The sequence below is a fragment of the Cellulomonas sp. Root485 genome (assembly GCF_001426705.1).
Classification (GTDB): Bacteria; Actinomycetota; Actinomycetes; order Actinomycetales; family Cellulomonadaceae; genus Cellulomonas.
This window is the reverse complement of the sequence record NZ_LMFC01000002.1, coordinates 206,044-231,807: the sequence shown is the minus strand read 5'-3', so window position 1 is coordinate 231,807 and position 25,764 is coordinate 206,044. Positions and strand designations below refer to the sequence as shown.

General features: G+C 72.4%; 26 protein-coding genes. 13 read left to right on the top strand and 13 right to left on the bottom strand.

Annotated elements, in window-relative coordinates:
• Window positions 1–19 precede the first annotated feature (19 nt).
• Complete coding sequence (locus ASD16_RS09795) at window positions 20–799, bottom strand: DUF429 domain-containing protein (RefSeq protein WP_055916310.1); 780 nt, start codon at window positions 797–799, stop codon at window positions 20–22.
• A 98-nt stretch (window positions 800–897) separates the two neighbouring features.
• Here ASD16_RS09795 and ASD16_RS09790 point away from each other — a divergent pair, with 98 nt between their 5' ends.
• The 5 genes from ASD16_RS09790 (at window position 898) to ASD16_RS09770 (ending at window position 6,259) form a co-directional block, all read left to right on the top strand.
• Window positions 898–2,298: a glucose-6-phosphate dehydrogenase gene (locus ASD16_RS09790; RefSeq protein ID WP_055916308.1), complete on the top strand. Its 1,401-nt coding sequence runs from the start codon at window positions 898–900 to the stop codon at window positions 2,296–2,298.
• Window positions 2,299–2,535: 237 nt separating this feature from the next.
• The gene (locus ASD16_RS09785) at window positions 2,536–3,102 is read left to right on the top strand and encodes a DUF4956 domain-containing protein (RefSeq protein WP_055916306.1); all 567 of its coding nucleotides are present in this window, start codon (window positions 2,536–2,538) and stop codon (window positions 3,100–3,102) included.
• A complete protein-coding gene (locus ASD16_RS09780) occupies window positions 3,099–3,815 on the top strand; it encodes a polyphosphate polymerase domain-containing protein (RefSeq protein ID WP_055916304.1) in 717 nt (238 codons plus the stop codon). Before ASD16_RS09785 ends, ASD16_RS09780 begins: the two co-directional genes overlap by 4 nt.
• A gap of 12 nt (window positions 3,816–3,827) precedes the next feature.
• On the top strand, window positions 3,828–5,597 hold the full coding sequence (locus tag ASD16_RS09775) for a carbohydrate-binding domain-containing protein (RefSeq protein WP_055916302.1): 1,770 nt from the start codon (window positions 3,828–3,830) through the stop codon (window positions 5,595–5,597).
• 227 nt (window positions 5,598–5,824) lie between these two features.
• The gene (locus tag ASD16_RS09770; protein WP_055916301.1) at window positions 5,825–6,259 is read left to right on the top strand and encodes a hypothetical protein; all 435 of its coding nucleotides are present in this window, start codon (window positions 5,825–5,827) and stop codon (window positions 6,257–6,259) included.
• Between the two features lie 40 nt (window positions 6,260–6,299).
• Here the strand turns inward: ASD16_RS09770 and ASD16_RS09765 are convergent, their stop codons facing one another.
• Window positions 6,300–7,577: an alpha/beta fold hydrolase gene (locus ASD16_RS09765; RefSeq protein WP_235523228.1), complete on the bottom strand. Its 1,278-nt coding sequence runs from the start codon at window positions 7,575–7,577 to the stop codon at window positions 6,300–6,302.
• Window positions 7,578–7,711: 134 nt separating this feature from the next.
• Here ASD16_RS09765 and ASD16_RS09760 point away from each other — a divergent pair, with 134 nt between their 5' ends.
• The gene (locus ASD16_RS09760) at window positions 7,712–9,091 is read left to right on the top strand and encodes an MFS transporter (RefSeq protein ID WP_082570747.1); all 1,380 of its coding nucleotides are present in this window, start codon (window positions 7,712–7,714) and stop codon (window positions 9,089–9,091) included.
• A gap of 27 nt (window positions 9,092–9,118) precedes the next feature.
• Complete coding sequence (locus ASD16_RS09755) at window positions 9,119–9,301, top strand: antitoxin (protein ID WP_055916295.1); 183 nt, start codon at window positions 9,119–9,121, stop codon at window positions 9,299–9,301.
• Between the two features lie 42 nt (window positions 9,302–9,343).
• Here ASD16_RS09755 and ASD16_RS09750 read toward each other — a convergent pair whose 3' ends face one another.
• The gene (locus tag ASD16_RS09750; protein WP_055916292.1) at window positions 9,344–9,973 is read right to left on the bottom strand and encodes a hypothetical protein; all 630 of its coding nucleotides are present in this window, start codon (window positions 9,971–9,973) and stop codon (window positions 9,344–9,346) included.
• A gap of 140 nt (window positions 9,974–10,113) precedes the next feature.
• Between ASD16_RS09750 and ASD16_RS09745 the strand changes: the two genes are divergently transcribed.
• Window positions 10,114–10,551 (top strand): nitroreductase family deazaflavin-dependent oxidoreductase, encoded by a 438-nt coding sequence (locus ASD16_RS09745; RefSeq protein WP_055918209.1) that lies wholly within the window; start codon window positions 10,114–10,116, stop codon window positions 10,549–10,551.
• Here ASD16_RS09745 and ASD16_RS09740 read toward each other — a convergent pair.
• The 4 genes from ASD16_RS09740 to ASD16_RS09725 are packed head-to-tail and all read right to left on the bottom strand — an operon-like array spanning window position 10,548 to window position 13,780.
• A complete protein-coding gene (locus ASD16_RS09740) occupies window positions 10,548–12,050 on the bottom strand; it encodes an APC family permease (RefSeq protein ID WP_055916290.1) in 1,503 nt (500 codons plus the stop codon). The genes ASD16_RS09745 and ASD16_RS09740 overlap by 4 nt on opposite strands.
• Before the next feature lie 56 nt (window positions 12,051–12,106).
• Window positions 12,107–12,844 (bottom strand): MIP/aquaporin family protein, encoded by a 738-nt coding sequence (locus tag ASD16_RS09735; protein WP_055916288.1) that lies wholly within the window; start codon window positions 12,842–12,844, stop codon window positions 12,107–12,109.
• A 37-nt stretch (window positions 12,845–12,881) separates the two neighbouring features.
• Complete coding sequence (locus ASD16_RS09730; protein WP_055916286.1) at window positions 12,882–13,349, bottom strand: DUF2809 domain-containing protein; 468 nt, start codon at window positions 13,347–13,349, stop codon at window positions 12,882–12,884.
• A gap of 35 nt (window positions 13,350–13,384) precedes the next feature.
• Complete coding sequence (locus ASD16_RS09725; RefSeq protein ID WP_055916283.1) at window positions 13,385–13,780, bottom strand: MerR family transcriptional regulator; 396 nt, start codon at window positions 13,778–13,780, stop codon at window positions 13,385–13,387.
• A gap of 166 nt (window positions 13,781–13,946) precedes the next feature.
• Here ASD16_RS09725 and ASD16_RS09720 point away from each other — a divergent pair, with 166 nt between their 5' ends.
• The 3 genes from ASD16_RS09720 (at window position 13,947) to ASD16_RS09710 (ending at window position 16,466) form a co-directional block, all read left to right on the top strand.
• Window positions 13,947–14,411 (top strand): DUF1772 domain-containing protein, encoded by a 465-nt coding sequence (locus ASD16_RS09720; protein WP_055916282.1) that lies wholly within the window; start codon window positions 13,947–13,949, stop codon window positions 14,409–14,411.
• Window positions 14,412–14,553: 142 nt separating this feature from the next.
• On the top strand, window positions 14,554–15,237 hold the full coding sequence (locus ASD16_RS09715) for an HNH endonuclease family protein (RefSeq protein ID WP_055916280.1): 684 nt from the start codon (window positions 14,554–14,556) through the stop codon (window positions 15,235–15,237).
• A complete protein-coding gene (locus ASD16_RS09710) occupies window positions 15,234–16,466 on the top strand; it encodes an alanine racemase (protein WP_055918206.1) in 1,233 nt (410 codons plus the stop codon). The genes ASD16_RS09715 and ASD16_RS09710 overlap by 4 nt, the downstream gene beginning before the upstream one ends.
• Window positions 16,467–16,525: 59 nt before the next feature.
• On the opposite strand, the gene ASD16_RS09705 is transcribed toward ASD16_RS09710, so the two are convergent.
• From ASD16_RS09705 to ASD16_RS09690, 4 genes are all read right to left on the bottom strand, one after another.
• Entirely contained in the window at window positions 16,526–16,912 is a 387-nt protein-coding gene (locus ASD16_RS09705) for a RidA family protein (RefSeq protein ID WP_055916278.1), read from the bottom strand.
• 103 nt (window positions 16,913–17,015) lie between these two features.
• A complete protein-coding gene (locus tag ASD16_RS09700) occupies window positions 17,016–17,741 on the bottom strand; it encodes a M50 family metallopeptidase (RefSeq protein WP_055916276.1) in 726 nt (241 codons plus the stop codon).
• Window positions 17,742–17,795: 54 nt separating this feature from the next.
• Window positions 17,796–18,500 (bottom strand): DUF2993 domain-containing protein, encoded by a 705-nt coding sequence (locus ASD16_RS09695; RefSeq protein WP_055916274.1) that lies wholly within the window; start codon window positions 18,498–18,500, stop codon window positions 17,796–17,798.
• 38 nt (window positions 18,501–18,538) lie between these two features.
• Window positions 18,539–19,540 carry a DUF1524 domain-containing protein gene (locus tag ASD16_RS09690; protein WP_055916272.1) on the bottom strand — a complete coding sequence of 334 codons (1,002 nt, stop codon included), beginning with the start codon at window positions 19,538–19,540 and terminating at the stop codon, window positions 18,539–18,541.
• Between the two features lie 121 nt (window positions 19,541–19,661).
• Between ASD16_RS09690 and ASD16_RS09685 the strand changes: the two genes are divergently transcribed.
• Together ASD16_RS09685 and ASD16_RS09680 are read left to right on the top strand one after the other, a co-directional pair.
• A complete protein-coding gene (locus tag ASD16_RS09685) occupies window positions 19,662–20,927 on the top strand; it encodes a multidrug effflux MFS transporter (protein WP_157453879.1) in 1,266 nt (421 codons plus the stop codon).
• A 112-nt stretch (window positions 20,928–21,039) separates the two neighbouring features.
• Window positions 21,040–21,456, top strand: coding sequence for a hypothetical protein (locus tag ASD16_RS09680; protein WP_055916267.1), 417 nt, complete (start codon window positions 21,040–21,042; stop codon window positions 21,454–21,456).
• An 88-nt stretch (window positions 21,457–21,544) separates the two neighbouring features.
• On the opposite strand, the gene ASD16_RS09675 is transcribed toward ASD16_RS09680, so the two are convergent.
• Together ASD16_RS09675 and ASD16_RS09670 are read right to left on the bottom strand one after the other, a co-directional pair.
• Window positions 21,545–24,601 (bottom strand): AAA family ATPase, encoded by a 3,057-nt coding sequence (locus tag ASD16_RS09675; protein ID WP_055916265.1) that lies wholly within the window; start codon window positions 24,599–24,601, stop codon window positions 21,545–21,547.
• Entirely contained in the window at window positions 24,601–25,764 is a 1,164-nt protein-coding gene (locus ASD16_RS09670) for an exonuclease SbcCD subunit D (protein WP_055916263.1), read from the bottom strand. The genes ASD16_RS09675 and ASD16_RS09670 overlap by 1 nt, the downstream gene beginning before the upstream one ends.

The window sequence follows — 25,764 nt, the reverse complement described above, 5'->3', positions numbered from 1 at the left end:
CACGGCGATCTCCTTCCGTTCAGACCGGGAACGACGAGCCCGCCTTCGTCGGACGCAGCGGAGGGACCGACGGGCTGCCCGGGACGACGATGTAGCCGCCTGCGACGTCACCGACCACGCGCATCGTCGGCGAGCCCGTTCCCCAGAGCCACGCGAGGTACGCGCAGAGCACGGCGTCGACCTCGTCCTCGATCCGGTCGAGGTCGGCGATGCGCCAGGCCGAGGCGACCGCGGACCGGATCTGCGCCCACCGTGGCGACGTCGTGAGCCGCAGCGGCTCGTCGCACACGCGCTCCAGATGGCCGAGCAGGGAGAGGAACGCCGTCCTCAGCCCTTCGACGTCCCGCCCCGGCTTCGCCTTGTAGGGCAGCACGGTCGCCAGCGCGAACAGGACCACCATCGCGGGGTGCGGGTAGACCTCGATCGCGACGGAGCGGTCGCGCCCGGGCGGGGTGGCCGGGTCGGGGTCCCAGCCGAACCGTTCGCAGAGCGTCTCGGCGCGCGGAGGGTCGAAGAGCGGTCGCGAGCGGTTCGACGGGTACGCGCCGGCGTTGTACGGGCCGAACTCGCGGCTGATCAGCTGCTCGGCGACGCGCGAGCCGGTGGCGTTCGGGACGATCAGAGGTGCGTCGATGGCGGCGACGACGGTCCCGGACGCGTGCGTCTCGACGAAGGCGGCGATCTGGTCGTCGGTGATCGCGGACGTCGACGCGACGAGCCGCCCGTCCTCGTCGAGCGCCGCCAGACCCGTCTTCGCTCGCGCCGCCCAGGCCAGGTCGATCCCGACATACGTCGTCATGACAGCTCCCTGCCGTCCGGTCCGGCCCGCCGCGCGCTCATCGGCGAGCGAACGTACCGTCGAGTTCCCCACCGTCACCGTCGTGAGGATGTATCCCGATGGCGCCCACCGAGCCTCTGATCTTCGTCCTGCACGGCGCGCGCGGCGATCTGGCCAAGCGCATGGTGCTCCCCGCGCTGGCCACGCTGCAGCGACGCCACCTGCTGCCGGAGAGGTGGGCGCTGCTCGGCACGGGCCGCTCGCCGATCAGCTCGCAGGAGTTCGACCAGCTGCTGCGCGACGCCGTCGAGGAGTTCGGGGACGACGAGGCCGCACAGGGCGTGCCGGAGCTCACCCAGCACACCGCGTACTGCGGGGACGTCAGCGAGGACGACAGCGCCGACGAGCTGCCCGGCGAGCTGGACCGGCTCCGCGAGGCCCTCGGAGGCGACGTCACCGTCATCCACTACCTCGCGGTCCCGCCGTCGTCGTTCGCTCCGATCACCCGTGCGCTGAAGAAGGCCGGGCTGACCGACGGCGTCCGCGTCGTCTACGAGAAGCCGTACGGGACGTCGCTGGAGACGTTCCGTGAGCTCGACGCGACCGTCCACGACGCGTTCGACGAGGAGCAGGTGTTCCGGATCGACCACTTTCTGGGCAAGGAAGCGACGCAGAACCTGCACGTCCTGCGGTTCGCCAATGAGCTGTTCGGTGGCATCTGGAACCGGCAGCACGTCGAGCAGGTGCAGATCGACGTGCCCGAGACGCTCGACGTCGCGCAGCGCGCGGAGTTCTACGACGCGACCGGCGCGGCGCTCGACATGCTGGTCACGCACCTGTTCCAGGTGGCCGCCGAGGTCGCGATGGAACCGCCCCGCAGGCTCGACGCCGCGAACCTGGGCCCCGCGCGGGAGGAGGTCATCGCGCACTTCCGCCCGCTCGACCCGGCACAGGACGTCGTCCTCGGGCAGTACGACGGCTACCGCGACATCGACGGGGTGCCCGACGACTCGACGACCGACACGTTCGTCGCCGCGCGGCTCTGGGTGGACACCGACCGGTGGCGTGGCGTCCCCTTCCTGCTCCGCACCGGCAAGCGGATGGCGGCGTCGGCGCAGCAGGTGACGCTCGTGCTGCGGACACCGGACGAGCTGTTCGGCTCCCCCGTCGGCCCCAACCGCGTGATCGTCTCCCTGGCGGGATCGGGCGAGCTCAAGGTCACGACCACCGTCAAGCGGCCCGGCGCCTTCCTCGAGCTGGGCACCGGGACCGCCGACCTCGCGCTGTCCGACGTCGAGCCCGGCGAGTCGCTGCCGCCCTACGCCGGGCTGCTGGAGGACGTGCTCGTCGGCGACCGGACCTTGTTCACCACGGCCACCGGCCTCGAGTCCGCGTGGACCGCGTTCGCCCCGATGCTCCGCGCCGACCGCGCGGCGCCCGAGCCGTACGCGGTGGGTTCCTGGGGGCCGGAGTCCGCGGACCGGTTGGCGGAGCCGCACGGCTGGGTGCTGGGCGACTGAGGCTCACCGAGGCAGCGCCACCACCTCGATCGGGCACGTGATGCCCGGCGCTCCGGTGATCCGTGCGTCGGCCGTGAGGAGGACGGCGCCCAACCGCTCCGCGAGCGCGACGTACGCCGCGTCGTACGCGGAGACCCGGAACGACAGCGTCCGACACAGACGCTCCCCTCAGCCCCCGCACAGCATCGGCACAGGCACGCACCGCTGAATGGAACCCGTCCCACAAGGAGGGTTCCCATGACTCAGTACGCGCTCCTCGCGCTCGACCTCGTCGCCATCAGCGTCTTGGCGTTCGGCGTCTACTTCCCCCGGCACCGCCGGCGTGACCTCGTCGTCGCGTACCTCGGCGTGAACGTCGGGGTGCTCGCCGTCGCGACGGCGCTCGCCGGCAGCACGGTCGGCGCGGGCCTCGGGCTCGGGCTGTTCGGGGTGCTGTCGATCATCCGGTTGCGGTCCACGGAGCTGACGCAGCACGAGGTGGCGTACTACTTCTCGGCGCTGGCGCTCGGGCTGCTGGGCGGGTTGTCGACCACGCCGTCCGCCGTGAACGCCGCTCTGATGGTGCTCGTCGTGGCGGTCATGGCCGTCGTGGACCACCCGCGGATGCTGCGGCGGTACCGGCAGCAGACGATGGTGCTGGACTCCGCGATCACCGACGAGACCGCGCTCGTCGCGCACCTGGAACGGCTGCTCGGCGCGACCGTGCACACCGCGATCGTGCAGCGCGTCGACCTCGTCAACGACACCACGTGCGTCGATGTCCGGTACGAGCTCGCCTCGGTGCGCGAGCGGGTCCCGGCATGATGGCCATCGACCTCGCCGAGCTCACGGAACGCGCGAGCCTGCAGACCCGCATCGACCGCAAGTACGTGGTTCCGGCGCAGGCGGTCCAGGAGATCCTGCGGGGCATCGAGCCTGGCGCCCGCGTCCTCGAGATCGACGGCCGGCGCGACTTCGCGTACGAGTCCGTCTACTTCGACACCCCCGACCTGACCAGCTACCTGGGCGCGGCCCACCGGCGTCGTCGGCGGTTCAAGCTCCGCACCCGCACCTACGTGGACTCCGCGCTGTGCTGGGTGGAGGTCAAGACGCGCGGCCCGCGCGGCAGCACCGTCAAGACGCGTCTGCCGTACGACCCGGACGAGCGCGACACCCTGACCGACGAGGGTCGCCGGTTCGCCGACGACGTCCTGGACAGCGGCGTGGGCGTCGAGAAGACGCTGGTCAGCACGTACCGCCGCACGACCCTCTTCCTCCCGGCCACAGCGAGCCGCACGACCATCGACACCGGCCTGGTGTGGACGTCGGCGATCACCGGAGCGTCCCTCGCGCTGCCGGACCGCGTGGTCATCGAGACGAAGACCGGGTCGACGCCCTCCTCCACCGACCGCCTCCTGTGGCGGCACGGCCACCGCCCTGTGCGCATCTCCAAGTACGGCACCGGCATGGCCGCCCTGCACGCCGACCTCCCCCACCACCCGTGGCGCCGCGTCCTCGACCGGCACGTCACCCTCTGAAGGAGCACCCCCATGCGACGCCTCAACGCCACGATCCTCGTCCCTGCCGCCCTCGTCGCGGCCCTGCTGGCCGGCTGCACGGCGACCGCCGACGCTGCGGACAGCACCGACGGCAGCAGCACCGTCACGACGACGTCCGACGCCAACGTCACGGTCGAGCAGGCGATGGCCGCCAACACGGCCCGCGACGACGTCGACCTGACCGCCTCGGACGACGAGGTCACCATCAGCCTCGACGCACCCGCCGCCACGGACGGTGTGACCGTCGACGGCAGCACGATCACGATCACCGCCGCGGGCACCTACCGGCTCAGCGGCACCCTCGCCGACGGCTCGGTCGTCGTCAGCACGACCGACGACGGCGTCGTCCACCTGATCCTCGACGACGCCTCGATCGGCAGCAGCACCACCTCCCCGCTCCAGGTGCTCGACGCCGACCAGGTGGTGGTCCACCTGGAGGGCGAGAACGTCCTGACGGACACCACGGCGTACTCCGACACCGACGAGGCGAGCGCGGCCCTGTTCAGCAGCGCCGACCTGACCATCACCGGCGACGGCTCCCTGACGGTCCACGGCAACGGCAACGACGGGATCGCCGCCAAGGACGGCCTCGTCATCGCCGGTGGCACGATCACGGTCGACGCGGTCGACGACGGGATCCGCGGCAAGGACTACCTGGTGGTCACCGGCGGCACCCTCGACATCACGGCCGGCGGCGACGGCCTGAAGTCCGACAACGACGAGGACGAGACCCTCGGGTACGTCGAGGTCACGGGTGGCTCGGTGGACGTCACCGCTGGGGACGACGGCGTGGCCGCGCAGACCGACGCGATCCTCGCGGACGGCACGGTGAGCATCGTCGCCGGCGGCGGGCACGACGCCACGCTCGCCGACGACGCCGCCCCGAAGGGCGTCTCCGGCACGGTCTCGGTGGTGGTCGGCGGCGGGGAGCTGCTCGTCGACGCGGCCGACGACGCCATCGGCTCCGACGGTGTCGTGAGCATCGCGGGCGGCGCTCTGACGCTCGCGGCCGGCGACGACGGCGTGCACGGCGACCAGGCGCTGCAGGTCAGCGACGGGACGCTCGACATCACGTCATCCGTCGAAGGTCTGGAGGCGGGTCTCATCACGATCGCCGGCGGCGACACCAGCGTCGTCGCTTCGGACGACGGCGTGAACGCGTCGGACCCTGGCGCGACCGGAGAGCAGGCGCCCGGCACTGCGGCGTCCACCGACGTCGGGCTCACGATCAGCGGCGGCACGATCGTCGTCGACTCCGGCGGCGACGGCCTCGACGCCAACGGGTTCCTCACCATGACCGGCGGCACGGCCGTCGTCAGCGGTCCGACGAACGACGGCAACGGCGCGCTCGACGTGGACGGCACGTTCGACGTGTCGGGCGGCACGCTCCTGGCGGCCGGTGCGTCGGGCATGGCGATGACCCCCGGCGCCGACTCCGCGCAGTCGTTCGTCGCGTTCACGTTCGACTCGACGCAGGTCGCCGGCACCGTCGTCCACGTCCTCGACGCCGACGGCACGGAGGTCGCCGCGTTCGAGTCGACCAAGGACTTCTCGTCGCTGGTCTACGCGTCGGCGGACGTCGTCTCCGGCGACACCTACTCGGCCGCGACGGGCGGCGCGGTCACCGGCGACACGACCGGCGGCCTCGCGGCAGCGGGCGACAGCACCGGCACGACGGTCGCGACGACGGCAACAGCCGGCGAGGCGATCGCCGGCATGGCCGGCGCCCCCGGCGGAGGCGGCCCGGGCCGTCGCCCCTGACCCCGCCAGCCGAACCCGACATGGGTGCCGTCTCGACCCCGATGACGACACCCATGTCGGGTTCGTCGCGGCGGGATCGGCGGCGAACAAGCCATGGGTGTCGTCACGGGCAGAGGTCACGACACTCATGGCTGGTTCGCCGCTGCACGGCGACCCTCGAGTCGACGTGCGTGAGGTGGCGGTGGCGTCGACGTGCGCCGGGTCGCGGGCGCGGCGACCATCGACACATGGCCGACGAGCGTGACGACGACCACCGACCACCGCCTGGGACCTCCGAGGCGGTGGTCGACGCGGTCGGGGCGCTGACGGCCGCGTTCGAGGTGGTCGAGCACGCCCGCGGCATGCTCTACGCGTTCCACCGGCTCACCGGCCGCGCCGACAACGAGCTGGCCGACGCACTGGACCAGCTGGCGGAGGCCGGACACCCGGAGCTCGCCGACGAGCTCCGCGCCGAGCTCGTCGGCCGCAACGTGCTGCCGGGCCGGTGGACGTTCCAGGTGGTCGAGGCGTACGACGAGGACTACTACCGGGTGTTCGAGGCGGCCGAGAAGCGCGTCCGCGACGAGCTCATGGCGGGGCGTCGGCACGTGTACGAAGCCCGCCTCAAGGAGGAGAACCGCACGCACGGCCGCCCCGGCCACGAGCCGACCCCGGAGACGTGACGACGCGCCCCACGCCGACCCCGAGACGTGAGGACGGCAGTCAGCGGCCCGTGACGCGGGCTTTGCCCGCCGCCAGGTCGAAGAGTCTCGGCAGGATGGTGTCGCCGGCAACGCGGAGCCCGTCATGCAGGTGCTCGTTCGTGATCCAGACGTCCAGGTTGCCGACGGGCGTCGCCAGCGCGAGGTCCAGGTCCACGTACGGGTCGTCGTAGTACTGCACGGCCGCCACGGGCACCTCGTTGGCGGCCAGCCGGTCGAGGTCGTAGAGCGCGGGCCACTCGGGACGGGCGGCCAGTGACTCAGCGGCCTCGCGGAACGGTCGCAGCGCGGCGTGCTGCTCGTACATCCACGGGAAGATCGTCTCGCCGGTGAGCTGGAGCGGGCGGGCGTCCGGAGCGAACGACGGCCACCGGTCGCGCTCGTCCTGTGCGGCCCAGCCGGGTGACCGGGTGCCCTGGTGGTAGATGACCTCCTGGAGCACCGCGTACAGCGGGTTGCTGTCGAACCCGGTCTCGCGGACGACGGCCCCGAGGAACGCGTCGGACAGCGTGCCGGCGGGGGTCAGCGCTGTGTCGAGCAACCAGTGGACCGCGTCGACCCCCGTGCTCATCCCCAGCCCCTGCCCCAGCTGCTGGAGCCGTTCGACCGTGAACGGCTCCCCCGTGGGCAGGACGACCGGTCGGTCGGACAGGAGGTCCGCGACGGCGCCGAGCAGCGGCACGTCGGTCGGGTGCAGGCGCGCGAGCTCCCGGTTGCGCGCCGCCTGCCGTCGGAACGTGGCCGCGTAGACGGCCTCGGCGTCGACCGTGGCGGGCGGCAGTCCCCCGGTGACGTAGCAGCGGGTCAACGCCGACGGGTGCCGCGACAGGTAGGTCAGGGTGAGGAACCCGCCGTACGACTGCCCCAGGGTCGCCCACTGCCGGCCCCCGTAGACGGTGGACCGCAGGTGCTCGGCGTCGGCGACGATCGCGTCGCCGCGGAAGCACGCCAGGTAACCGGCAGCATCGACGACGCCGCTGATGACCCGTCCGTCGACCGGCGACGACCGGCCGGTCCCGCGCTGGTCGAGGAGGATCACGCGGTACTTCTCGAGTGCCGCGGCGACCCATCCACCACCGAGCGGTCGAGGTCCCTGGCCGCCCGGCCCACCCTGCAGGAACAGCAGGAGCGGCAGGTCGTCGGACGCCTTCTCGGGGTCCACCAGCTCGCGAGCGAACACCTCGATCGACCCGAACCGGTCCGGTGCCGACCAGTCGACCGGAACCTCGACCCGGTGCTCGCGGACGGTGAACCCGGTCATCGCATACTCGCGCGTCACGTCGACGAGCCTAGGCTCCGGGGGTGCCGCATGCTGGGGGCTGATCCCCGAGGAGGCCCACCCTGAGCTCCACGCGCACCGACACGATCGGAGTCGGCTTCCGGTCCGAGCGCGGACCGATCCTGATCGCGATCATGGTGACCACCGGCCTGGTCGCCATCGACGCGACGATCCTGGCCACCGCGGTGCCGACGATCGTCGCGGACCTCGGCGGCTTCACCAGCTTCCCGTGGCTCTTCTCGGTGTACCTGCTGACGCAGGCGGTGAGCGTCCCGATCTACTCCAAGCTGGCGGACACCGTCGGGCGCAAGCCGGTGATCCTGCTCGGCATCGGCCTGTTCCTGCTCGGGTCGGTCCTCTGCGGGTTCGCGTGGAGCATGCCGGCGCTGATCGCGTTCCGCGCGGTGCAGGGCCTCGGCGCGGGAGCGGTGCAGCCGATGGCGATCACCATCGCGGGCGACATCTACACGGTCGCGGAGCGGGCCAAGGCGCAGGGGTACATCGCGAGCGTGTGGGGCATCTCGTCGGTGGTCGGGCCGACGCTCGGCGGGCTGTTCTCCGAGTTCCTGTCCTGGAACTGGATCTTCTTCGTCAACATCCCGCTGTGCCTCGCGGCGGCGTGGCTGCTGGTCCGGCACCTGCACGAGACCGTCGAGCACACGCGTCACCGCATCGACTGGGCCGGTGGCCTCCTGCTGACCACCGGCATGAGCCTGCTCATCCTCGCGCTGCTGGAGGGCGGCAACGCGTGGGAGTGGCTGTCGGTGCCGAGCGTCGGCGCGTTCGTCGTCGGCGCCCTGCTGCTGGTGGTGTTCGTGCGCGTGGAGCAGCGGGCCGACGAGCCCGTGCTGCCGCTGTGGGTGTTCTCGCGCCGGCTGCTGCTCGCGGCGTCGCTGGTCTCGGTCGGGGTCGGGGTCATCCTCATCGGCCTGACGTCGTACGTGCCGACGTTCCTCGAGGCCCTGCTCGGGGTCTCGCCGCTGACCTCGGGGCTCACTCTGGCGGCGCTGACGATCGGCTGGCCCATCTCCGCGTCCCAGTCGGGCCGGCTCTACCTGCGGTTCGGCTTCCGCACGACGGCGCTCATCGGCTCCTCCGTCGTGGTGGTCGGCGCGGTCGGCCTCGTTGTCGCGTCGACCCACCCGTCGGTGCTCGCCGTGGGGCTCGCCTGCTTCGTCATCGGGGCGGGGCTCGGGCTCGTCGCGTCACCGAGCCTCATCGCCGCGCAGTCGAGCGTCGGCTGGAACGAGCGCGGGGTGGTCACCGGCGCCAACCTGTTCTCGCGGTCCATGGGCAGCGCGGTCGGCGTCGCGGCGCTCGGCGCGCTGGTCAACGGGCTCATGCACGGGGACACCCCGACGCAGGACCCGGAGCAGTTCGGGGACGCGGTCACCGTCGCGTTCGTCGCGGTCGCCGTCGTCGCGCTGGCCACGGTGGTGGCCGCGGCCGCGATGCCGCGGACCACCCGTGAGCACGGCTCACCGGGCGCGCTCGCCGACGGCGTCGCAGACTGAGACGTCATCACGAAGGAGGACGTCATCATGGGTATCGAAGACCTGGTCAACCAGGCGAAGGCGGCCGTCGACGGTCACGAGGACCAGGCCAAGGACGTCATCGAGAAGGCGGCCGAGGCGGTCAAGGCGAAGACGAGCGACAGCCAGGACGCCCAGATCGACAGCGTCGTCGAGAAGGCCAAGACGTACCTCGACGAGCAGAAGAAGTAGCCCGGTGCGGGGCGGTCGGGTCGACCGCCCCGCATCGCGGTCTCAGTCTTCCTGCAGGCAGAGGACGCCGTTCTCGGCGTCCGCCTCGAGGTACATCTCGTCAGGGCACTGCTCCGGGTCGCTGACCTCGGAGACCGCCTTGTAGAGGTGGTCGGAGTCGCAGCTGACGGGCTCGGCCATCTCGTCGTCGCCGACGGTCCAGCAGGAGCCGACGCCGGTCTCGAGGGACTCGGAGGACACGAAGCTCGACGCCGCGACGGCGCCCGTGCCGAGCACCGCGACGAGGCCGACGGCGACGATTCCCTTGGCGAGCCCGGTCAGGTTGGGCGCGCCGTCCTTGCGGGCCGTGCGGTACTCCGTGAACGCGCGCACCAGGCCGATGACGCCGACGATCATGCCGCCCCACCAGTAGATCCCGGTGGTCGAGTTCGCCGTGACGATCGTCGAGATCGCCCCGGCGAGGAAGAAGCCGACGCCCACGAAGAACGACGTGGTGGCCTGCTTGTAGTGCCGGGTGGCCTCGGTCGTCTCGCCGGGCAGGGCGACGTCGTCCTCGACCCAGAGCTGCCAGCCGGGGGGCGGCGCCGGCAGCGTCGGGTCCGGGGTCCAGCCCGGCTCGGGCACGAAACCCTCGGGCGGGGTCGGCCAGTTGGGCGGCGGGTTGAACTTCATCGAGCTCCGATCTGAGGCCGCGTCGGCGGCGGAGAGGGCGCTGGGGGGTAGCACCCTGTGACCCGGTGTCATCGGCTGGTACAAGGGCGCGCTTGAGCAGCGGGGGAATGCGCTTCCGCCTGAGCGTCGTTGCACCGGTCATGCCACTGACCGGAGAGTATTCGCCGAGCACGTCCGCTTGGGCCCGAAAGCAGGCCGAGACTTTCGAGGCCAGCAACGGCGCGAAGGCCAACACGCTGCAGGGCAAGCCCGTCATCGTCATGACCTCCGTCGGCGCCACCAGCGGCAAGCTCCGCAAGACGGCGCTGATGCGCGTCGAGCACGACGGCCGGTACGCCGTCGTCGCCTCGAAGGGCGGGACTCCCGAGAACCCCGCCTGGTACCGGAACCTCGTCGAGCACCCGCACGTCGAGCTGCAGGACGGTGCCGTGAAGAAGGACTACGTCGCGCGCGAGACCTCCGGCGCGGAGCGCGACGAGTGGTGGGCACGCGCGAACGAGGTGTGGCCCGCCTACGAGAGCTACCAGAGGAAGACGGACCGGCTGATCCCGGTGTTCGTGCTGGAGCCCGTCGACTAGAGCTTCGCGCCCGTCCTCGCGTCATGGTGCGGGTTCGCCGCGACCGAGTGGCGGTACGAGTAGGCGAAGTAGATGACCACCCCGGCGACCAGCCAGGCGAGGAACCGCAGCCACGTCAGCGTGGTCAGGTTCACCATCAGCCACAGGCACGCGACGCCCGCGATGATCGGCAGCGCCGGAGACCACGGCACCCGGAACCCGCGCGGCAGGTCCGGGCGCGTCCGGCGCAGGATCGGGATGCCGAAGCTGACCAGCACGAACGCCGACAGCGTCCCGATGTTGATCATCTCCTCGAGCAGCTCCACCTCGGACAGCCCGGCGATCAGGGCGACGACGATGCCGACGCCGATCTGCAGCCGGACCGGGGTGCCGTACTTGTGGGAGGTCCGCGACGCGCCACGGGGCAGCAGGCCGTCGCGGCTCATGGCGAAGACGATCCGCGTCAGGCCCAGCAGCAGCACCATGAGCACCGACGTCAGACCCACCAGGATCCCCACCGAGATCACCTTGCCTGCCCAGTCCGCGCCGACCAGCACGAACGCCGTGGTCAGCGAGGGCGTGTCCGCCTCCGCGAGATCGGTGTAGGACACCATCCCCGTCACCACGATCGTCACCAGGACGTACAGCACGGTCACGATCGCGAGGCCGCCGAGGATGCCGCGCGGCACCGTGCGCTGCGGCTCCTTGGTCTCCTCCGCGGTCGTCGCCACGACGTCGAACCCGATGAACGCGAAGAACACGAGCGCCGCGCCGGACAGCACCCCGATGACGCCGTACGCGGTGGGCTCGAGACCGAACAGGAACGCGAACACCGGCTGCTCCAGGGACGTCCGCTCCGGGGCCGGCTGCGACGGCGGCACGAACGGCGAGAAGTTCGCGGTGTTGATGTAGAAGAAGCCGACCACGATGACGAAGAGCGTGATCGCGACCTTGATGATGGTGAACACGCTGTTCACACGCGTGCTCAGCTTGGTGCCCAGGGCCAGCAGCGCGGTGAAGATACCGACGATGACGACCGGTCCCCACTCGACGTCCACGCTCCCGAGGCTCAGGGTCGTGGGGATGTCGATGCCGAACAGCCCGAACGCATCGGACAGGTAGACGCCCCAGAACTTCGCGATCACCGCCGACCCCAGCAGCATCTCCAGGATCAGGTCCCACCCGATGATCCACGCGACGAACTCCCCCATCGACGCGTAGGAGAACGTGTACGCCGACCCGGCGACCGGCAGCGTCGAGGCGAACTCGGCGTAGCACATGATGGCCAGACCGCACACGACCGAGGCGATGAGGAACGAGACGATCACCGCCGGCCCGGCGTAGTTCGCCGCCGCCGTGGCACCGACGGAGAAGATGCCCGCCCCGACGGCCACCGCCACCCCGAGGACGATGAGGTCCCACGTGGTCAGGGTCCGCCGCAGCGCCCGATCGGGGTCCAGCGACTCTTCGAGTGAGTCCTCGACGGACTTGCGCCGGAAGATGCTCGTGCTCGCTGACATGGCCCACCCCCGGCAACGAGCATGCCGGTCATCGCCCGATGTGTCCTGCGGAGCGGTCAGCCGAGCAGCAGGTACCAGCCGCCGACGCCGATGATCCCGCCCAGGATCGGCGCCGCCACCGGCACCCACGCGTAGTCCCACTGCGACGACCCCTTGTGCCGCAGAGGCAGCACCGCGTGCACCATCCGCGGGCCCAGGTCACGCGCCGGGTTGAGCGCCGGACCGGTCGGCCCGCCCAGGCCGGCGACGAGTCCCCAGACCAGGAACCCGAGAGCCAGGTGCGCGACGGCCGGCTCGTTCTCGGTCAGCGGCGAGGTGATGATCGCCAGCGCGCAGGAGAAGAGCACCACCGAGCCCAGCAGCTCGGACAGGAACCCGTTGAGGCGCGAGTGGGCCGCGTTGATGGTCGAGAAGGTGGCGAGGATGTCCTCGGGGTTCGTCGTCTGGTCGTAGTACGGCTTGTGCGTCACGACGATGGCGACCTGCCCGGCGATCGCCCCGAGCATCTGCGCCACGATGTACGGCGCGACCTCCGACCACGGGAACAGCCCCCACGTGGCGAGCCCGATGGTGAACGCCGGGTTGATCAGGTTGCCGCTGATCCCGCCGAACATGAGCGCCGGGATCATCACGCCGAAGCCGTACCCCATCGCGATGAGCGACCACCCGCCGCGGTACCCCTTGGACCCCTTGAGGTGCACGTTCGCGACCGTGCCGTTGCCCAGGATGATGAGGATGGCGGTGCCGATGAACTCGCAGGTCAGCCGTACGGCCAGGCTGTACGACGGATCCATGGGTCCCCTCGGTCTTCGTCGGTCGCTGCTCGGACCGTCAGCGTCGCACGACCCAGGCCAGCGCCGCACCCACCGCGTACGCGAGCAGGTCGACGGCGACGAACGTGGTGCCCAGCGCGTACCGGGCGACCGGCACCGCGTCGACGATCGCCGCGGGAACACCGGTGAGCTGCGCGAGCTCGACGACGGCACAGATCCCGAACGTGACTGCCGCGAGGACGCCCGACCTGGCGCGGGGGGCGATCAGCACGAGGAGCGCGAAGACGAACGCGGCGTAGAGCGCGTCGCCGACGGGATCGGCGGCGGGGTGCTCGACTCGAGACACCGCGACGCCCACCGCGACGAGCGCGACCGCCACGAGCCCGGCGACCACCCGCGACGTGGGCCGTCGCGACACGTTCTCGGGCTCCGGCCCACCGCCGCCCGCGCCCGCGCTCTCGTGATCACCGTGAAGACTTCGCAGCGCCTGGCGGGACGAGGTCTTCTGGTTGTCGTCGGTGGGCACCCGACGACCGTACGGGGCGGTCCGTGAGGGTCGTGTCAGGTCAGTGTGCAGGTCGTGCGCTCGTAGAGGCCGATCTTGAGCTCGATGGCCTCCAGGTGGGTGGCCACCTCCGCGAGCTGCTGGCGGACGCGGTCGCGGTGGGCCACGAGGAGCTGGAGCCGCTCGGCCTCGTTGCCGTCGCCCGCCCGGACGAGGTCGGCGTACTGGCGGACCTCCCGGATCGGCATACCGGTCGCGCGCAGCCGCGTGATCATCCGGATCCAGCCCACGTCGTCCTCGGAGTAGCGGCGATGGCCCGACGACGCCCGGTCGACCGCGTCGAGCAGCAGCCCGTCGCGCTCGTAGTACCGCAGGGTGTGGGTGGTGAGGCCGGTGGCGTCGGCCGCCTCGGCGATGCTGAGGCTGGTCTCGACGGACTCCGCGACGCTCATGACGTCGATGGTGCGCCTTGGAGTGCACTCGAAGTCAAGCGACGCCTGCGCCTGGACGATTGGTCAAGGATCGGCGACTTCTGGATATAGGAAGTCCGGCACCTCCCCGGGATTCTGGTCGCATGAGACCTCGTGATCACACCCTCGACCTCCGCGCGGCGTCCTGATGAGCACCCCGCTCGTCGTGCTCACCGTCGCGACGGCCATCGCGTCCGCCGCGGTCGGCGGCGTGTTCTTCGCCTTCTCGGCGTTCGTGATGTCCGCCCTGCGCCGCCTCCCGGCGGCGCAGGGAATCGCCGCGATGCAGTCGATCAACATCACCGCGGTGCGTCCGCCCCTGATGCTCGCGATGCTGGGTACCACGCTCGGGTGCGTCGCACTCGTCGTCGCAGCGGTGGTCGGCCGGTCGCCCTGGCTGGCGGCCGGGGCGGCCGTCTACCTGGTCGGCGCGCTCGGCGTGACCATCGCCTACAACGTCCCGCGGAACAACGAGCTCGCGGCGCTCGACCCCGCCGGTGAGGCCGAGGCGGCCCGCTGGCCGGCGTGGATGAGCGAGTGGACCGCGGGGAACCACGTGCGGACGGTCGCCGGCGTCGTGGCCGCGGCGCTGTTGCTGCGAGCGGTGATGTGACGGAGTGCGCTCCCGTGGGGTGACGGGCTGACCGGACGGGCCGTCGGGGAGCGGCGGTGGCGTCACGTCGGTGAGCCGCCCACAGCCCCGGCCATACACACCCGACCGCCGGAGGTGGGACGCGTCGCGCGACGCTGCCGACATGAGCAGGAACGCGGTGCTGTGGCTCGCCGCTCTCGTCGTCTGTCTCGCCGTCGGCGCCGGGGTGCCCGCGTGGTCGCAGACGCGCGTCGCCGCGCGGTACGCGGTGACGGCCGAGGACCTCGCGGCGGGGCGGGCGGCGCTCGCCTCGCTGGCGGTCCGCGGGCGGGCGCCGAGCACCGGGTACGAGCGGGAGCGGTTCGGGCAGGCGTGGGCGGACGCCGACCGGAACGGCTGTGACACCCGCAACGACATCCTGCGCCGCGACCTCACCGCGACGGTCGTCGAGGACTGCGTGGTGCTGAGCGGCACGCTCGACGACCCCTACACCGGCGTCCCGATCCCGTTCGCTCGCGGACCGGGCTCGGCCGAGGTGCAGATCGACCACGTCGTCGCGCTGTCGGACGCCTGGCAGAAGGGTGCCCAGACCTGGACCGCCGCGCAGCGCGAGGCGTTCGCCAACGACCCGGCCAACCTGCTCGCCGTCGACGGCCCCGCCAACCAGGAGAAGGGCGCGGGCGACGCGGCCACCTGGCTGCCGCCGCAGCGCGGGTACCGGTGCGTCTACGCGCTGCGGCAGGTCCGCGTGAAGGCGGCGTACGGGCTGTGGGTCACCGCCGCGGAACGTGATGCCCTGAACCGCGAGCTGAACAGGTGCGTCGTCGCTACGGTGAGGCCACCATGACGCTGCGCTTCCCTCCCCTGCTGCTCGGCCCGACCACCAAGGGCTTCTGGTGTCCCACCCCGGTGACGCGGTCGGACTTCGTCGCCGCTGGTCACACGCTCACCGACGGGTCGCTGACCTGGCCCGTGCTGACCCTGGACGCCGACGCGGTCGTGCACAACCTCGCGCAGCTCGCGGCGTTCACCGGCGAGCGCGGTCTGGCGTTCGCGCCGCACGGCAAGACGACGATGTCCCCCGAGCTGTTCGCCGCCCAGCTGGATGCCGGGGCGTGGGGCATCACCGTGGCGACCGGCAACCAGCTGCTCGCGGCGCACTCGTTCGGGGTACGCCGGCTGCTCGTCGCCAACGAGGTTCTCGACCCGACGGTGCTGCGCTGGATCGCAGCGACCCTGGCGGCCGAGCCGTCGACCGAGATCCTGTTCCACGTCGACTCCCTGGAGGCCGTCGACGTGGCGGCAGCGGCCGTCGAGGGTGGTCGCGTCCGCGTGCTGCTCGAGGTCGGGTTCGCCGCGGGCCGGTCCGGGGTCCGTACCGGTGACCAGGCCCTCGCGGTGGCGCAGCACGCGGTGCAGACCCCGGGCGTCGAGCTGGTCGGGGTCAGCGCCTACGAGGGAGCGCTCGCCGACGTCGACGCCGCCCGGAAGTACCTGGCCGAGGTGCGCGCGGTCGCGGAGATGCTCGTCGACGCGGGGCTGCTCCGGGAGCACGTGCTGCTCTCCGCCGGCGGGTCCGCCTACTTCGACGTGGTCGCCGACGTGCTGGGCGGATCCGACGTGAGCGGGGTGCCCAGCACGACGATCCTGCGGTCGGGTGCCTACCTCACGCACGACCACGGCACCTACGCGGGCTCGACGCCGTTCACCCGGATCGTCGGCCACCTCTATCCGGCGCTGCGGGTCTGGGCGCAGGTGGTCTCGACCCCGGAGGACGGGCTCGCGATCGTCGGCGCCGGCAAGCGGGACGTGCCGTACGACTCCGGCCTGCCGGTGGTCCTGCGCCGGCACCGGGCCGGTCAGGCACCCGTGGCCGTCGTCGGCTGGGACGTGACGCGCACCAACGACCAGCACGCGTACCTCGAAGGAACCGACCCCCTCGGCACGGCGCTGGCCGTGGGCGACCTGCTGGAGCTCGGGATCTCCCACCCGTGCACCGCGTTCGACAAGTGGCGGGCCATCCCGGTGATCGACGCCGGTCAGCGCGTCGTGGACGTCGTCACCACCTGGTTCTGACGGGCTCGGGACAGGCGATCGGTGGGTCGGTAGCGTCGTCGTCGTGACGGCGTGCTGACCTAGTCGTCGAGCGTCAGTCGTCCCGCCACCACGTCGATCTCCACCTTGATCCCCGCGAGCTGCGACCCGACGGTCGTCCGCGCGGGCTTCGGGTACGGGAAGAACTCCCCGTACGCCTCGTCGAACTCGGCGAAGTCCGCCAGGTCGGCCAGGTGCACCGTCGTCTTGACCACGTCGCCGAGGTCGAGCCCCGCCTCCGCGAGCGTCGCCTCGACGTTCCGCAGCACCCGCCGCGTCTGGTCCGCCACCGACTCGGGGATCTCGCCGGTCACCGGGTCCTGCGGTCCGAAGCCCGCGGTCCACACCAGGTTCCCCAGCCGGATCCCCTGGGAGTAGTTGCCCGCGGGCTGCGGTGCGTCGGGGGTGCTGATCTTCTCGCGGGTCATGGGACTGCCTCTCCGGTGGTGAGCGGTACCGGGACCAGTCTTCCTCAGCGGACGGCTCGGCCGGGGAGGGCGCCGGTGAGCCGCCCGTCGCGCACGAGCGCAGTCAGACCTGCAGGCCGATCAGCCATGCCGCGCCCAGCGCCAGCGCAGCCAGGCAGACGAGCAGCAGGATGGCCACCCACAGGGCGCCGGGCGTGCGCGTCAGGCGGCCGAGCAGACCCGCGTCGGACGTGTCCGGCACCCCGCGGCGCCGGCCGCGACGGCGCTCCGACTGCATCTCCAGCACCGCGCGGGGCGCTCCCAGCAGCAGGAACCAGGTCACCGCGTAGGCGGCGATGCTCTGCACGGTCGCCGACCCCCACACCGTCACGGCGACCAGCAGCGCACCCGTCACCAGCACCGCCCACAGTCCGTACCAGTTGCGGATCTGCACCAGCACGAGCACCAGGACCACCAGCAGGATCCACAGCAGCGCGACCGCGTACCCGCGGGACAGCAGCCACGCCGCGCCGACGCCGAGCAACGCGGGGCCCGTGTACCCCGCCGCGACGGTGGCGACCATGCCCGGACCGCGCGGCTTGCCCACCGACACGGTCAGGCCCGAGGTGTCCGAGTGCACCCGGATCCCCGACAGCCGGCGACCGACGAGCACCGCGACGAACGCGTGCGCCGCCTCGTGCACGATCGTCAGCCCGTGCCGGGCCACGTGCCACGCGACCGGGACCAGCAGCACCAGCAGCACCCCCGCCGCGGTGAGCAGCACCGTGGTGCTCGACGGCACCGGTTGGGGCGTGGTGATGTCCTGCCAGGCGTCGCCGATCCAGTCCACGGGCGGGATCCTTCGTCCGTCGTCGTCCACCCAGCCGGGTGGGCAGGACGGACCCTACCCAGCCGGGGGCGCCGTGGTGGGCAGGACGACGTCGGTGCCGTCGGCGGTGATGCGCACGCCGTCCGCGACGACCGTCGCGTCGGACAGGACCAGACCCTCCGGGAGGCCCTCGACGGGGATCTCGATGTCGGTCAACCGGTCACCGATCGAGTTCGGCAGGTCGTCGACGGACACCGTCAGCCCCGCGATCTGCACGTTCTCGACCGACACGAGCAGCTTGCCGTCCTCGACGCGCGGCACCAGGTCGGCGGCCAGCCGCAGCCCCAGCACCTCTCCGGACGCCGTGAGCGCTCCCCCGTCGACCGCGACCGCGATCTCCAGGTCCGAGCGGTCGGCGACGATCTGCTCGATCGACGCGGTGGGCAGCGTCGCGGAGATCGTGGCGGTGCTCACGGTGTACGGCTCCGCCGTGCTGACGCCGTGCCCGTCGAAGGTCACGTCCGTGGCGTCGATCCCGTCGAGGGTCACGCCGTCGACCTGGCCCGTGACGTCGTCGATCGACCCCGCCAGCAGCTGCGTGAGGAAGGGGAAGCCGCCGAGCTCGACGGTCGGGGTGCCCACGACGTCGAGGTTCTGCTCGATCGCTGCGACCACCTGCTTCTCGGCAGACGACTCCGCCACCCGGTCCGCGACGAAGGCGCCGGCGACGAGCACGACGCACGTGGTCAGCACCCCGATGGCCACTCCGCGTGCGCTCACGGGAACAACCTAGGGGGTCCGTGCCGCCCTGCGCCTGGTCAGGGGCGCTTCTCGCACGCGATCCCATCGCTGTCGCCGTCGAGCTGGGGCGCGTAACCGGGCTCACCCGCGTGCACCGGTGCCGCGCCGGCGGCCCATGCCTCGGCGCAGCCGGCGAACGGGCCACCGACCACGGCCGGCTGTTCGATGACAGGCGGCTCGTCGACGGCCGGGACCGCTGAGCCCGCCGGCAACGGCTCGGTCGGGCACGTCGACAGCACCCCGACCATCGCGGCCTGCTCGGCCTGCGTGACCCAGAGCCCGTACGTGTACTTCACGCCGACCTGCCGCGCGACGTACGCGCACCGGAACGCCTTGTTGGGCGGGAGCCACGTCGCGGTGTCGCCGTCACCCTTCTGCTGGTTGAGCGGACCGTCCGCGGCGAGCAGGTTCAGCGGGTCGTTGCCGAACGCCTCCCGCTTCGCGGTGTCCCACTGCTGGGCGCCCTTCTGCCAGGAGTCCGACAGGGCGACGACGTGGTCGATCTGCACGTCCGACGACGTGTCCTGACCGCGGACGAACGCGATCGCCTTCCCCGAGTACGGGTCGAGCAGCGTGCCCGACGCGACCACGCAGCCGTTCGTGCCGTCCTTGAGCACCTGATCCGTGAGGTCGCGGCGCAGGATGTCGTTGCGGGTGTCGCAGCCGTTGCGGTCCACGTCCTTCCACGCCTGGCCGTAGAGGTCACGGTCGTAGCCGGTCTTCGGTGCGCGGCCCTTGACCGGCAGCAGCGCAGCAGTGGCCAGCGCGGTCTGCGGCTGCGCTGCGGCCACGACGGCGGCGTCGACCGGCGGTGCGGGCTCCGTGTCGGGCAGTGCCGCCGCTTGCTCCTCCGGGCTCGGCGTACCGGTCGTGGCGGGGCTCGCGACGGAGAGGCCGACCTCCGGGTCGACGGTCGCGACGGCGGAGCAGGCGACGAGCGACACGGCGACCGTGCCGACCGCTGCCGCGATGCGCGCGTGGGCCCAGCGCCGTGCACCACCCGTCCTCTGTCTCGTCACCCCCTGAGTATCGGTACCCGACCGCCCTCGCAGGGATGACGTAGGTCCTGGTCAGCGGGTGATCCGTCCCACACCGTGGACACAGCGGAAGATGATTGCACCCCGCAACCTTGGCACTGTCATGGTCCGAACCCCCGCGACGCGTGTGAGCGTCGGCTTCGTCCTCCTGCTCTCGGCGCTCACCGCCCTGGGGCCGTTCACGTTCGACACGTACCTCGCCGCGTTCCCGGAGATCGCCGACGACCTGAACACGACCGCCGCTGCCGTCCAGCTGACCATCGCCGCGTCGCTCGCGGGTCTTGCTCTCGGTCAGCTGCTCATCGGGTCCGTCTCCGACGCCTACGGCCGCCGCCGCCCGCTGCTCAGCTCCCTGGTCGTGTACGTGCTGGCGTCCGTGGGGCTCGTCCTCGTGCAGAACATCACCGCGTTCACGGCCCTGCGGTTCGTGCAGGGCTTCACCGCCGCCGCGGGGATGGTCCTGTCGCTGGCCGTGGTCCGCGACAAGTTCGAGGGGCTCGCCGTCTCCAAGGTGATGGCCCGTCTGATGCTCGTGGTCGGTGTGGCCCCGATCCTGGCGCCCACCATCGGCGCCCAGCTCCTGCTCGTCGGCTCCTGGCGCCTGATCTTCGTGTTCCTCGCCGCCACGGGCGCCGTGCTGTTCGTCGTCGCGTCGTTCGCGCTGCGCGAGTCGCTCCCGGTGGGGCTGCGGCGCACGGGAGGCACGGGCGCTGCGCTGCGCACCTACCGTGACCTGCTGCTCGACCTGCCGTTCCTCGGCCTCGCCCTCATGTCCGCGTTCTATCTGTCGGCCATGTTCACCTACGTCGCCTCGTCGACGTTCGTGTTCCAGGAGGGGTACGGCCTGACTCCGCAGCAGTTCGGCTGGGTGTTCGCCGCCGGTGCGGTCGCGATCACCGCCGGGTCGCAGATCAACGGTGCCCTGGTCGGCCGCTTCCGCCCCGAGCAGATCCTCTCCGGCGCCGTCGCCGTCGGCGTGGTGCTCGGCCTCTCCCTCTTCGCGACGACGCTCCTCGGTGCTCCGTTCTGGCCCGTGACCGTCCTGCTCGTGCTCACCCTCGGCACCGCCGGCTTCGTGCTGCCCTCCGCACCGGCCATCGCACTGGCCTCCAACCCGCACCGCGCCGGGTCCGCCGCTGCCCTGCTCGGCGCCCTGCAGTTCGGGCTCGGCGCGATCATCGCGCCGCTCACCAGCATCAACGGGACGCCGACCGCCGTGACGATGGGTGCCGTCATGGCCGGCGTCATCGTGATCGCCGCGGTCCTGCTCGTCGCGGTCCGTCGCTCGTGGGCACGCACCGCGCTCGACGAGACCGAGGAGGCCGACGAGGTCGTCGTTGCGGCGCAGACGGAGCTGGCCGTGGCGTAGTCGGGCCAGAGCGGACCGTCACCACATCGCAACCGCACGAGCCGGAAACTCTGTGGCGCACGTCACATCTGCGACCTAATCTGAGCACTACGCGCTCGATGAAGGACGCACGATGAGCTGGGTCATGCTGGCCGCTGTGATGTTCGTCCCGGCGCTCGTCTTCGGGGCGATCTGGCAGCTGTTCCCGTCGCCCGACGAGCCGCCGCGATGGCGCACGTTCGTGGCCACCCGGCTGGAGCACCTGGCGGCCCGGATCCGGCCGACGCGGCCCCCGGAGTACGACCCGTTCACCACCCTGCGCGTGCAGGAGCGTCTGAGCGTCGTCGCCGACCACGTCCGTTCGCTCGAGCTGGACCCCCGCACCTTCGCCCGCGCCGAGCGGATCATCGCCTCGCAGCTGGCCTACGACCAGCTGCTGGTCGAGGCGTGCCAGCTGGCCGGCGTCGAGGTCCAGCCCGCCGCCAAGGGCGACCCCGCCGAGCGGTTCCGCGAGGAGGTCGAGCTCGCCTCCCGCGGCTGGGCCTGGTGACACCGGTCCCGGTGACTGCGGCTGGGCCACAGCTCGCCCGGTAGCTGCGGTCTGGCGACGACCCCGGATCGGGTGACCGCGCGATCGGTCAGCCCGCTCGGACCGTGAGCGTGCTCGGGCCCTCGGCCGTCGGGCGGATCTCGATGCGGTCCGCGATCGACTGCTTCAGCGCCTCGACGTGCGACACCACCCCCACCACACGTCCACCCGCGCGCAGGCGACCGAGCTCGGCCAGCACCGCGTCGAGCGTGTGCGGGTCCAGCGAGCCGAAGCCCTCGTCGACGAACAGCGTGCCGAGGTCGATCCCGCCCGCCTCCGCCGTCACGACGTCGGCCATGCCCAGCGCCAGGCAGAGGGACACGTAGAACGTCTCCCCGCCGGACAGGGTGCGCGGGTCCCGGGCCTGCTCGGTCCGGTGGTCGATGACGCGCATGGCCAGGCCGGTGTTCCGCGCACGCACGTCCTCCTTCTCGTCGCTGCGGACCAGCTCGAAGCGGCCGTCCGACATGACGAGCAGGCGCTCGTTGGCGGCCGCGACGACGTCCTCGAACCGGCGCATCAGCACGAACGTGGCCAGCGACAGGTTCCGTGCGTTGTCGCCCCCGCCACCCCCGGTCAGGTCTGCGAGCCGGCTGACCGGGCCCGCGGTCCCGAGTGCGTCGGCGAGCGCGGTCGCGGACGCGACCACCCCATCGCCCGCGACGGCAGCGGCGGCAGCCCGCTCCTCCGCCACTCGCGCCTCGCCCGCGGTCCGCTCCGCCTCCAGGCGCGCGATGCCCTCGGCGGTCGCCGCCGCGTCGAGGTCGACCACGAGGTCGTCGGCGAGCGCGGCGATGACCGGTTCCGCCAGCCCGGCGGTCGCGCGGTCGAGCCGGGAGGCGTACGCGGTCACGACGCGGTCCAGCTCCGCGAGGACGGCCGCCTCGACGGTGGCCGCCCGAGCCTCGTCGGCCGAGTCGAAGCCGTGCTCGTCGAGCCCGGCGGCGAGCTCGTCCTGCCGGCGGCGGAGCTCGTCCGCCGCGGCGTCCTGCTCCGCGAGCGCGTCGAGCATCGTGGCGGACGACGCCACCCGTTCGAGCAGCTCCGCGTGGCGCGCGGCGACCGTCGGGTGGTCCCCCCGCCCGGTGACGACCTCCGCCTCGGCGGCGTCGAGGTCCAGGAGCGTGACCTCGAGAGTCGCCCGCTCCCCTGCCAGACGGGCGACGGCGGTCGCCCGCTCTGCCTCCCGGGCCCGGGTCTGCGCGTCGTGCTCGTCGAGAGCCGGAACCAGCCGGGCGACGTCGGCCTCGGCGGAGCGCGACTGGGTGAGCGCTGCGCGCACCTGGTCGCACCGCTCGGTCGCGTCCTGCGCGTTGCCGCTCCCGACGCGGGCGCGCAGTGCACCGGCACGCTCCTCCAGCACGCTGCACCGCTCGGCGGCCGCATGCAGGCGGCCTTCGGCCGCGACCCGCTCGGCCTCGGCCTGCTCCACCTGCTCGGCGGACACGTGGTCGGCGCCGAGCACCGCCTTGGCGGGGTGCTCCGCGGAGCCGCACACCGGGCACGCGTCTCCGTCATCGAGGCGGGCCGCGAGCTCGCCGGCCAGGTCGGCGACCCGCGCGGCGCGCAGGTCCCGCTCGGTGTCGAGGGCGTGCACCGCCTCGGCTCCGGCTGCACTCCGGGCCGCGCCGGCCTTCTTGAGGGCCAGCTCCGCGGCGGCCAGCGCCGTGTGCGCGGCGACCGTCTCGATCGCCGTGGCCAGCGCCGACTCGCGCTCTCCGGCCGCAGCCGCGAGCGCCCGGGCGGCCTCCAGCTCGGTCAGCAGCGCGGCCCGTGCGGTGGGCCGTGTGGCGAGCCACTGGTCGTCCGCCGCGATCGCCGCGATGAGGTCGTCGACCGCGTGGCGGGTCTGGCGTACCGCGCGGCGACGGGACTCGAGCCCGGCCTCGACGTCGACCAGCCGCGCGAGCGCACCCGCCGCCTCCGCCGCCGAGCGGCCGGCGGCCTGCACGTGCGCCCGCAGGTCGGTGCCTTCCGGCGGGGCCGCGATGTCGTCCGGGGCTCCGTCCAGCGCGGCGGTCACCGTCTTGCGGGCAGCGTCGAGCATGGTCGCGGCGCGCTCGGCCCCGAGCAGCAGCGGTCGGACGGCCTGGGCCGCGCGCGCCGCTGTGAGCTGCAGGATCGCCTCGGCGTTCGAGTCCGCCGCGGCCTCCAGTGCTGCGCGTTCCGCCCGCAGTCCGTCGCGGCGGCGCAGCAGGGCGTGGGTTGCCGTCGTCTCGTCGAGGTGCGTGCGTGCCGCCTGGCGCACGGCGTCGGCCGCGACCGCCGCAGCACGCGCACCGGCGGCCCACCCGTCGAGCTCGTCCGTCCGCCCGACGACCACCGACCGCACCGCGGCCACCAGCCCGTCGCCCCGCACCACGGCCGCCTCGATCGCTGCCCGGACGTCCGCAGCCTCGTCGTCGGTGAGCCGCGCGGCCCCGACCAGCTGCGACGTGCCGGACGACAGCGCCGCCCGCGCCGCCGCGCTGGCCCGGTCGCTCTCCCGACGCAGCTCCGCCAGGCGCAGCGCGAGCTGCTCGTACACCTCGGTGCCGAAGATCTTCTGCAGCAGCCCGCGCCGCTCCTCGGGCTTGGCACGCAGGAAGTGTGCGAACTCGCCCTGTGGCAGCACGATCGTCTGCACGAACTGTGTGCGGTCCAGGCCGACGGCCTTCTGGATCTCGGCGCCGACCTCGTCGAGCCGGTTGCCCAGCGGCACACCGACGGAGTCGAGGGTCGCCGGATCCAGCACCGTCCCGGCAGGCAGCCGCCACGCCTTCACCGACGCGTTCGCCGTGGTGGTGCCGCTGCCCCGGCGCTTGGCCCGCTGGTACACCGGGGTGCGTCGGACGCGGTAGATGCCCGCGGGTACCTCGAAGACCAGGTCGACCACGCTCTCGACGTCGTCGGCCGCGTACGCGGAGCGCAGCCGGTCCTCCGACGCCTCGGCGGACGCGACCTTCCCGTAGAGCGCGAACACGATCGCGTCGATGAGCGTCGACTTGCCCGACCCGGTCGGCCCTTCGAGCAGGAACAGCCCGGCCTGGCCCAGCGTGTCGAAGTCGACGGTGTGCCGGCCGGCGAACGGCCCGATCGCCTGGAGGGTGAGGGTGCGCAGGTGCATCAGGCGCTCCGCTCCATCGCGGCGACGTCCTCGTACGCGCGCCGCAGCACCTCGGCCTCGGCGGGCGTCGGGCGGTGCCCGGTGACGTGCGCGAGGAAGTCGGCGGTCACGTCGAGCGGGTCGTGTGCGGAGGTGACGATCTTCGTGCGGGACGACTCCGCCGAGACCGCCGCGCGGTGGTGCACCACGAGCGCGTGCGGGAACCGCTGCTTCACGCGGCGGTACAGGTCCTCCGGGCGGTGTGCGTCCGTGACGGTCACGCGCGCCCACGCGTCGGTGTGCGCATCGCCCGCGGCGCCCAGCAGCTCCTCGAGCGTGCCGGTGACGTCGGCGAGCCGGCGCGGCACCGGGGCGGCGACCAGCGAGGTGCGCACCTGACCGCCGGACAGGTCCACCAGCACCGTCGACTTGGCGTGGTGCTGCTCGGAGAACGAGTAGGCGAGCGGCGACCCGCTGTAGCGCAGGACCGTGCCGTCGACACCGGACACCTGCTGCGGGCCGTGCAGGTGCCCGAGCGCCACGTAGTCCGCCCCCGTGAACACCCCGGCGGGCACCTGGTCGACGCCACCGACGCGGATGTCCCGCTCGGAGTCGGTCGGGGCGCCGCCGATCACGAACGCGTGCGCGGCCACCACCGACCGCGGACGGACAGAGCCCTGACGACCGGCCAGGTCGTCGCGGATCCGTCGCATCGCCGCAGCCGCCACCGCCTGGTGCGACCGGGCCAGCAGCTCAGGGCCGTCGGCCAGCTCGACGCGTGCGAAGTCGGGGTCCAGGTACGGGATGCCGTACACCAGCACGTCGCCCTCGTCGTCGGGAAGAACGACCGGCTCCGCAAGCCCGGCGACCCGCGTCCGGAGCCGGACCCGGTCCCGCATGAGCGCCGACCCGAAACCCAGCCGCGTCGCGGAGTCGTGGTTGCCGGACGTGACGACGACCGTGGTGTGCTCCGCGAGCCGCGCGAGCGTGTCCGAGAGCAGCGTCACGGCCTCCACGGGCGGGATCGCGCGGTCGTACACGTCCCCCGCGACCACCACCGCGTCGACGTCCTCGGCGCGCACGACGTCGACCAGGTGGTCCAGGTACGCCGCCTGGTGGTCGAGGAGATCGACCCCGTGCAGCGACCGGCCCAGGTGCCAGTCCGACGTGTGCAACAACCGCAT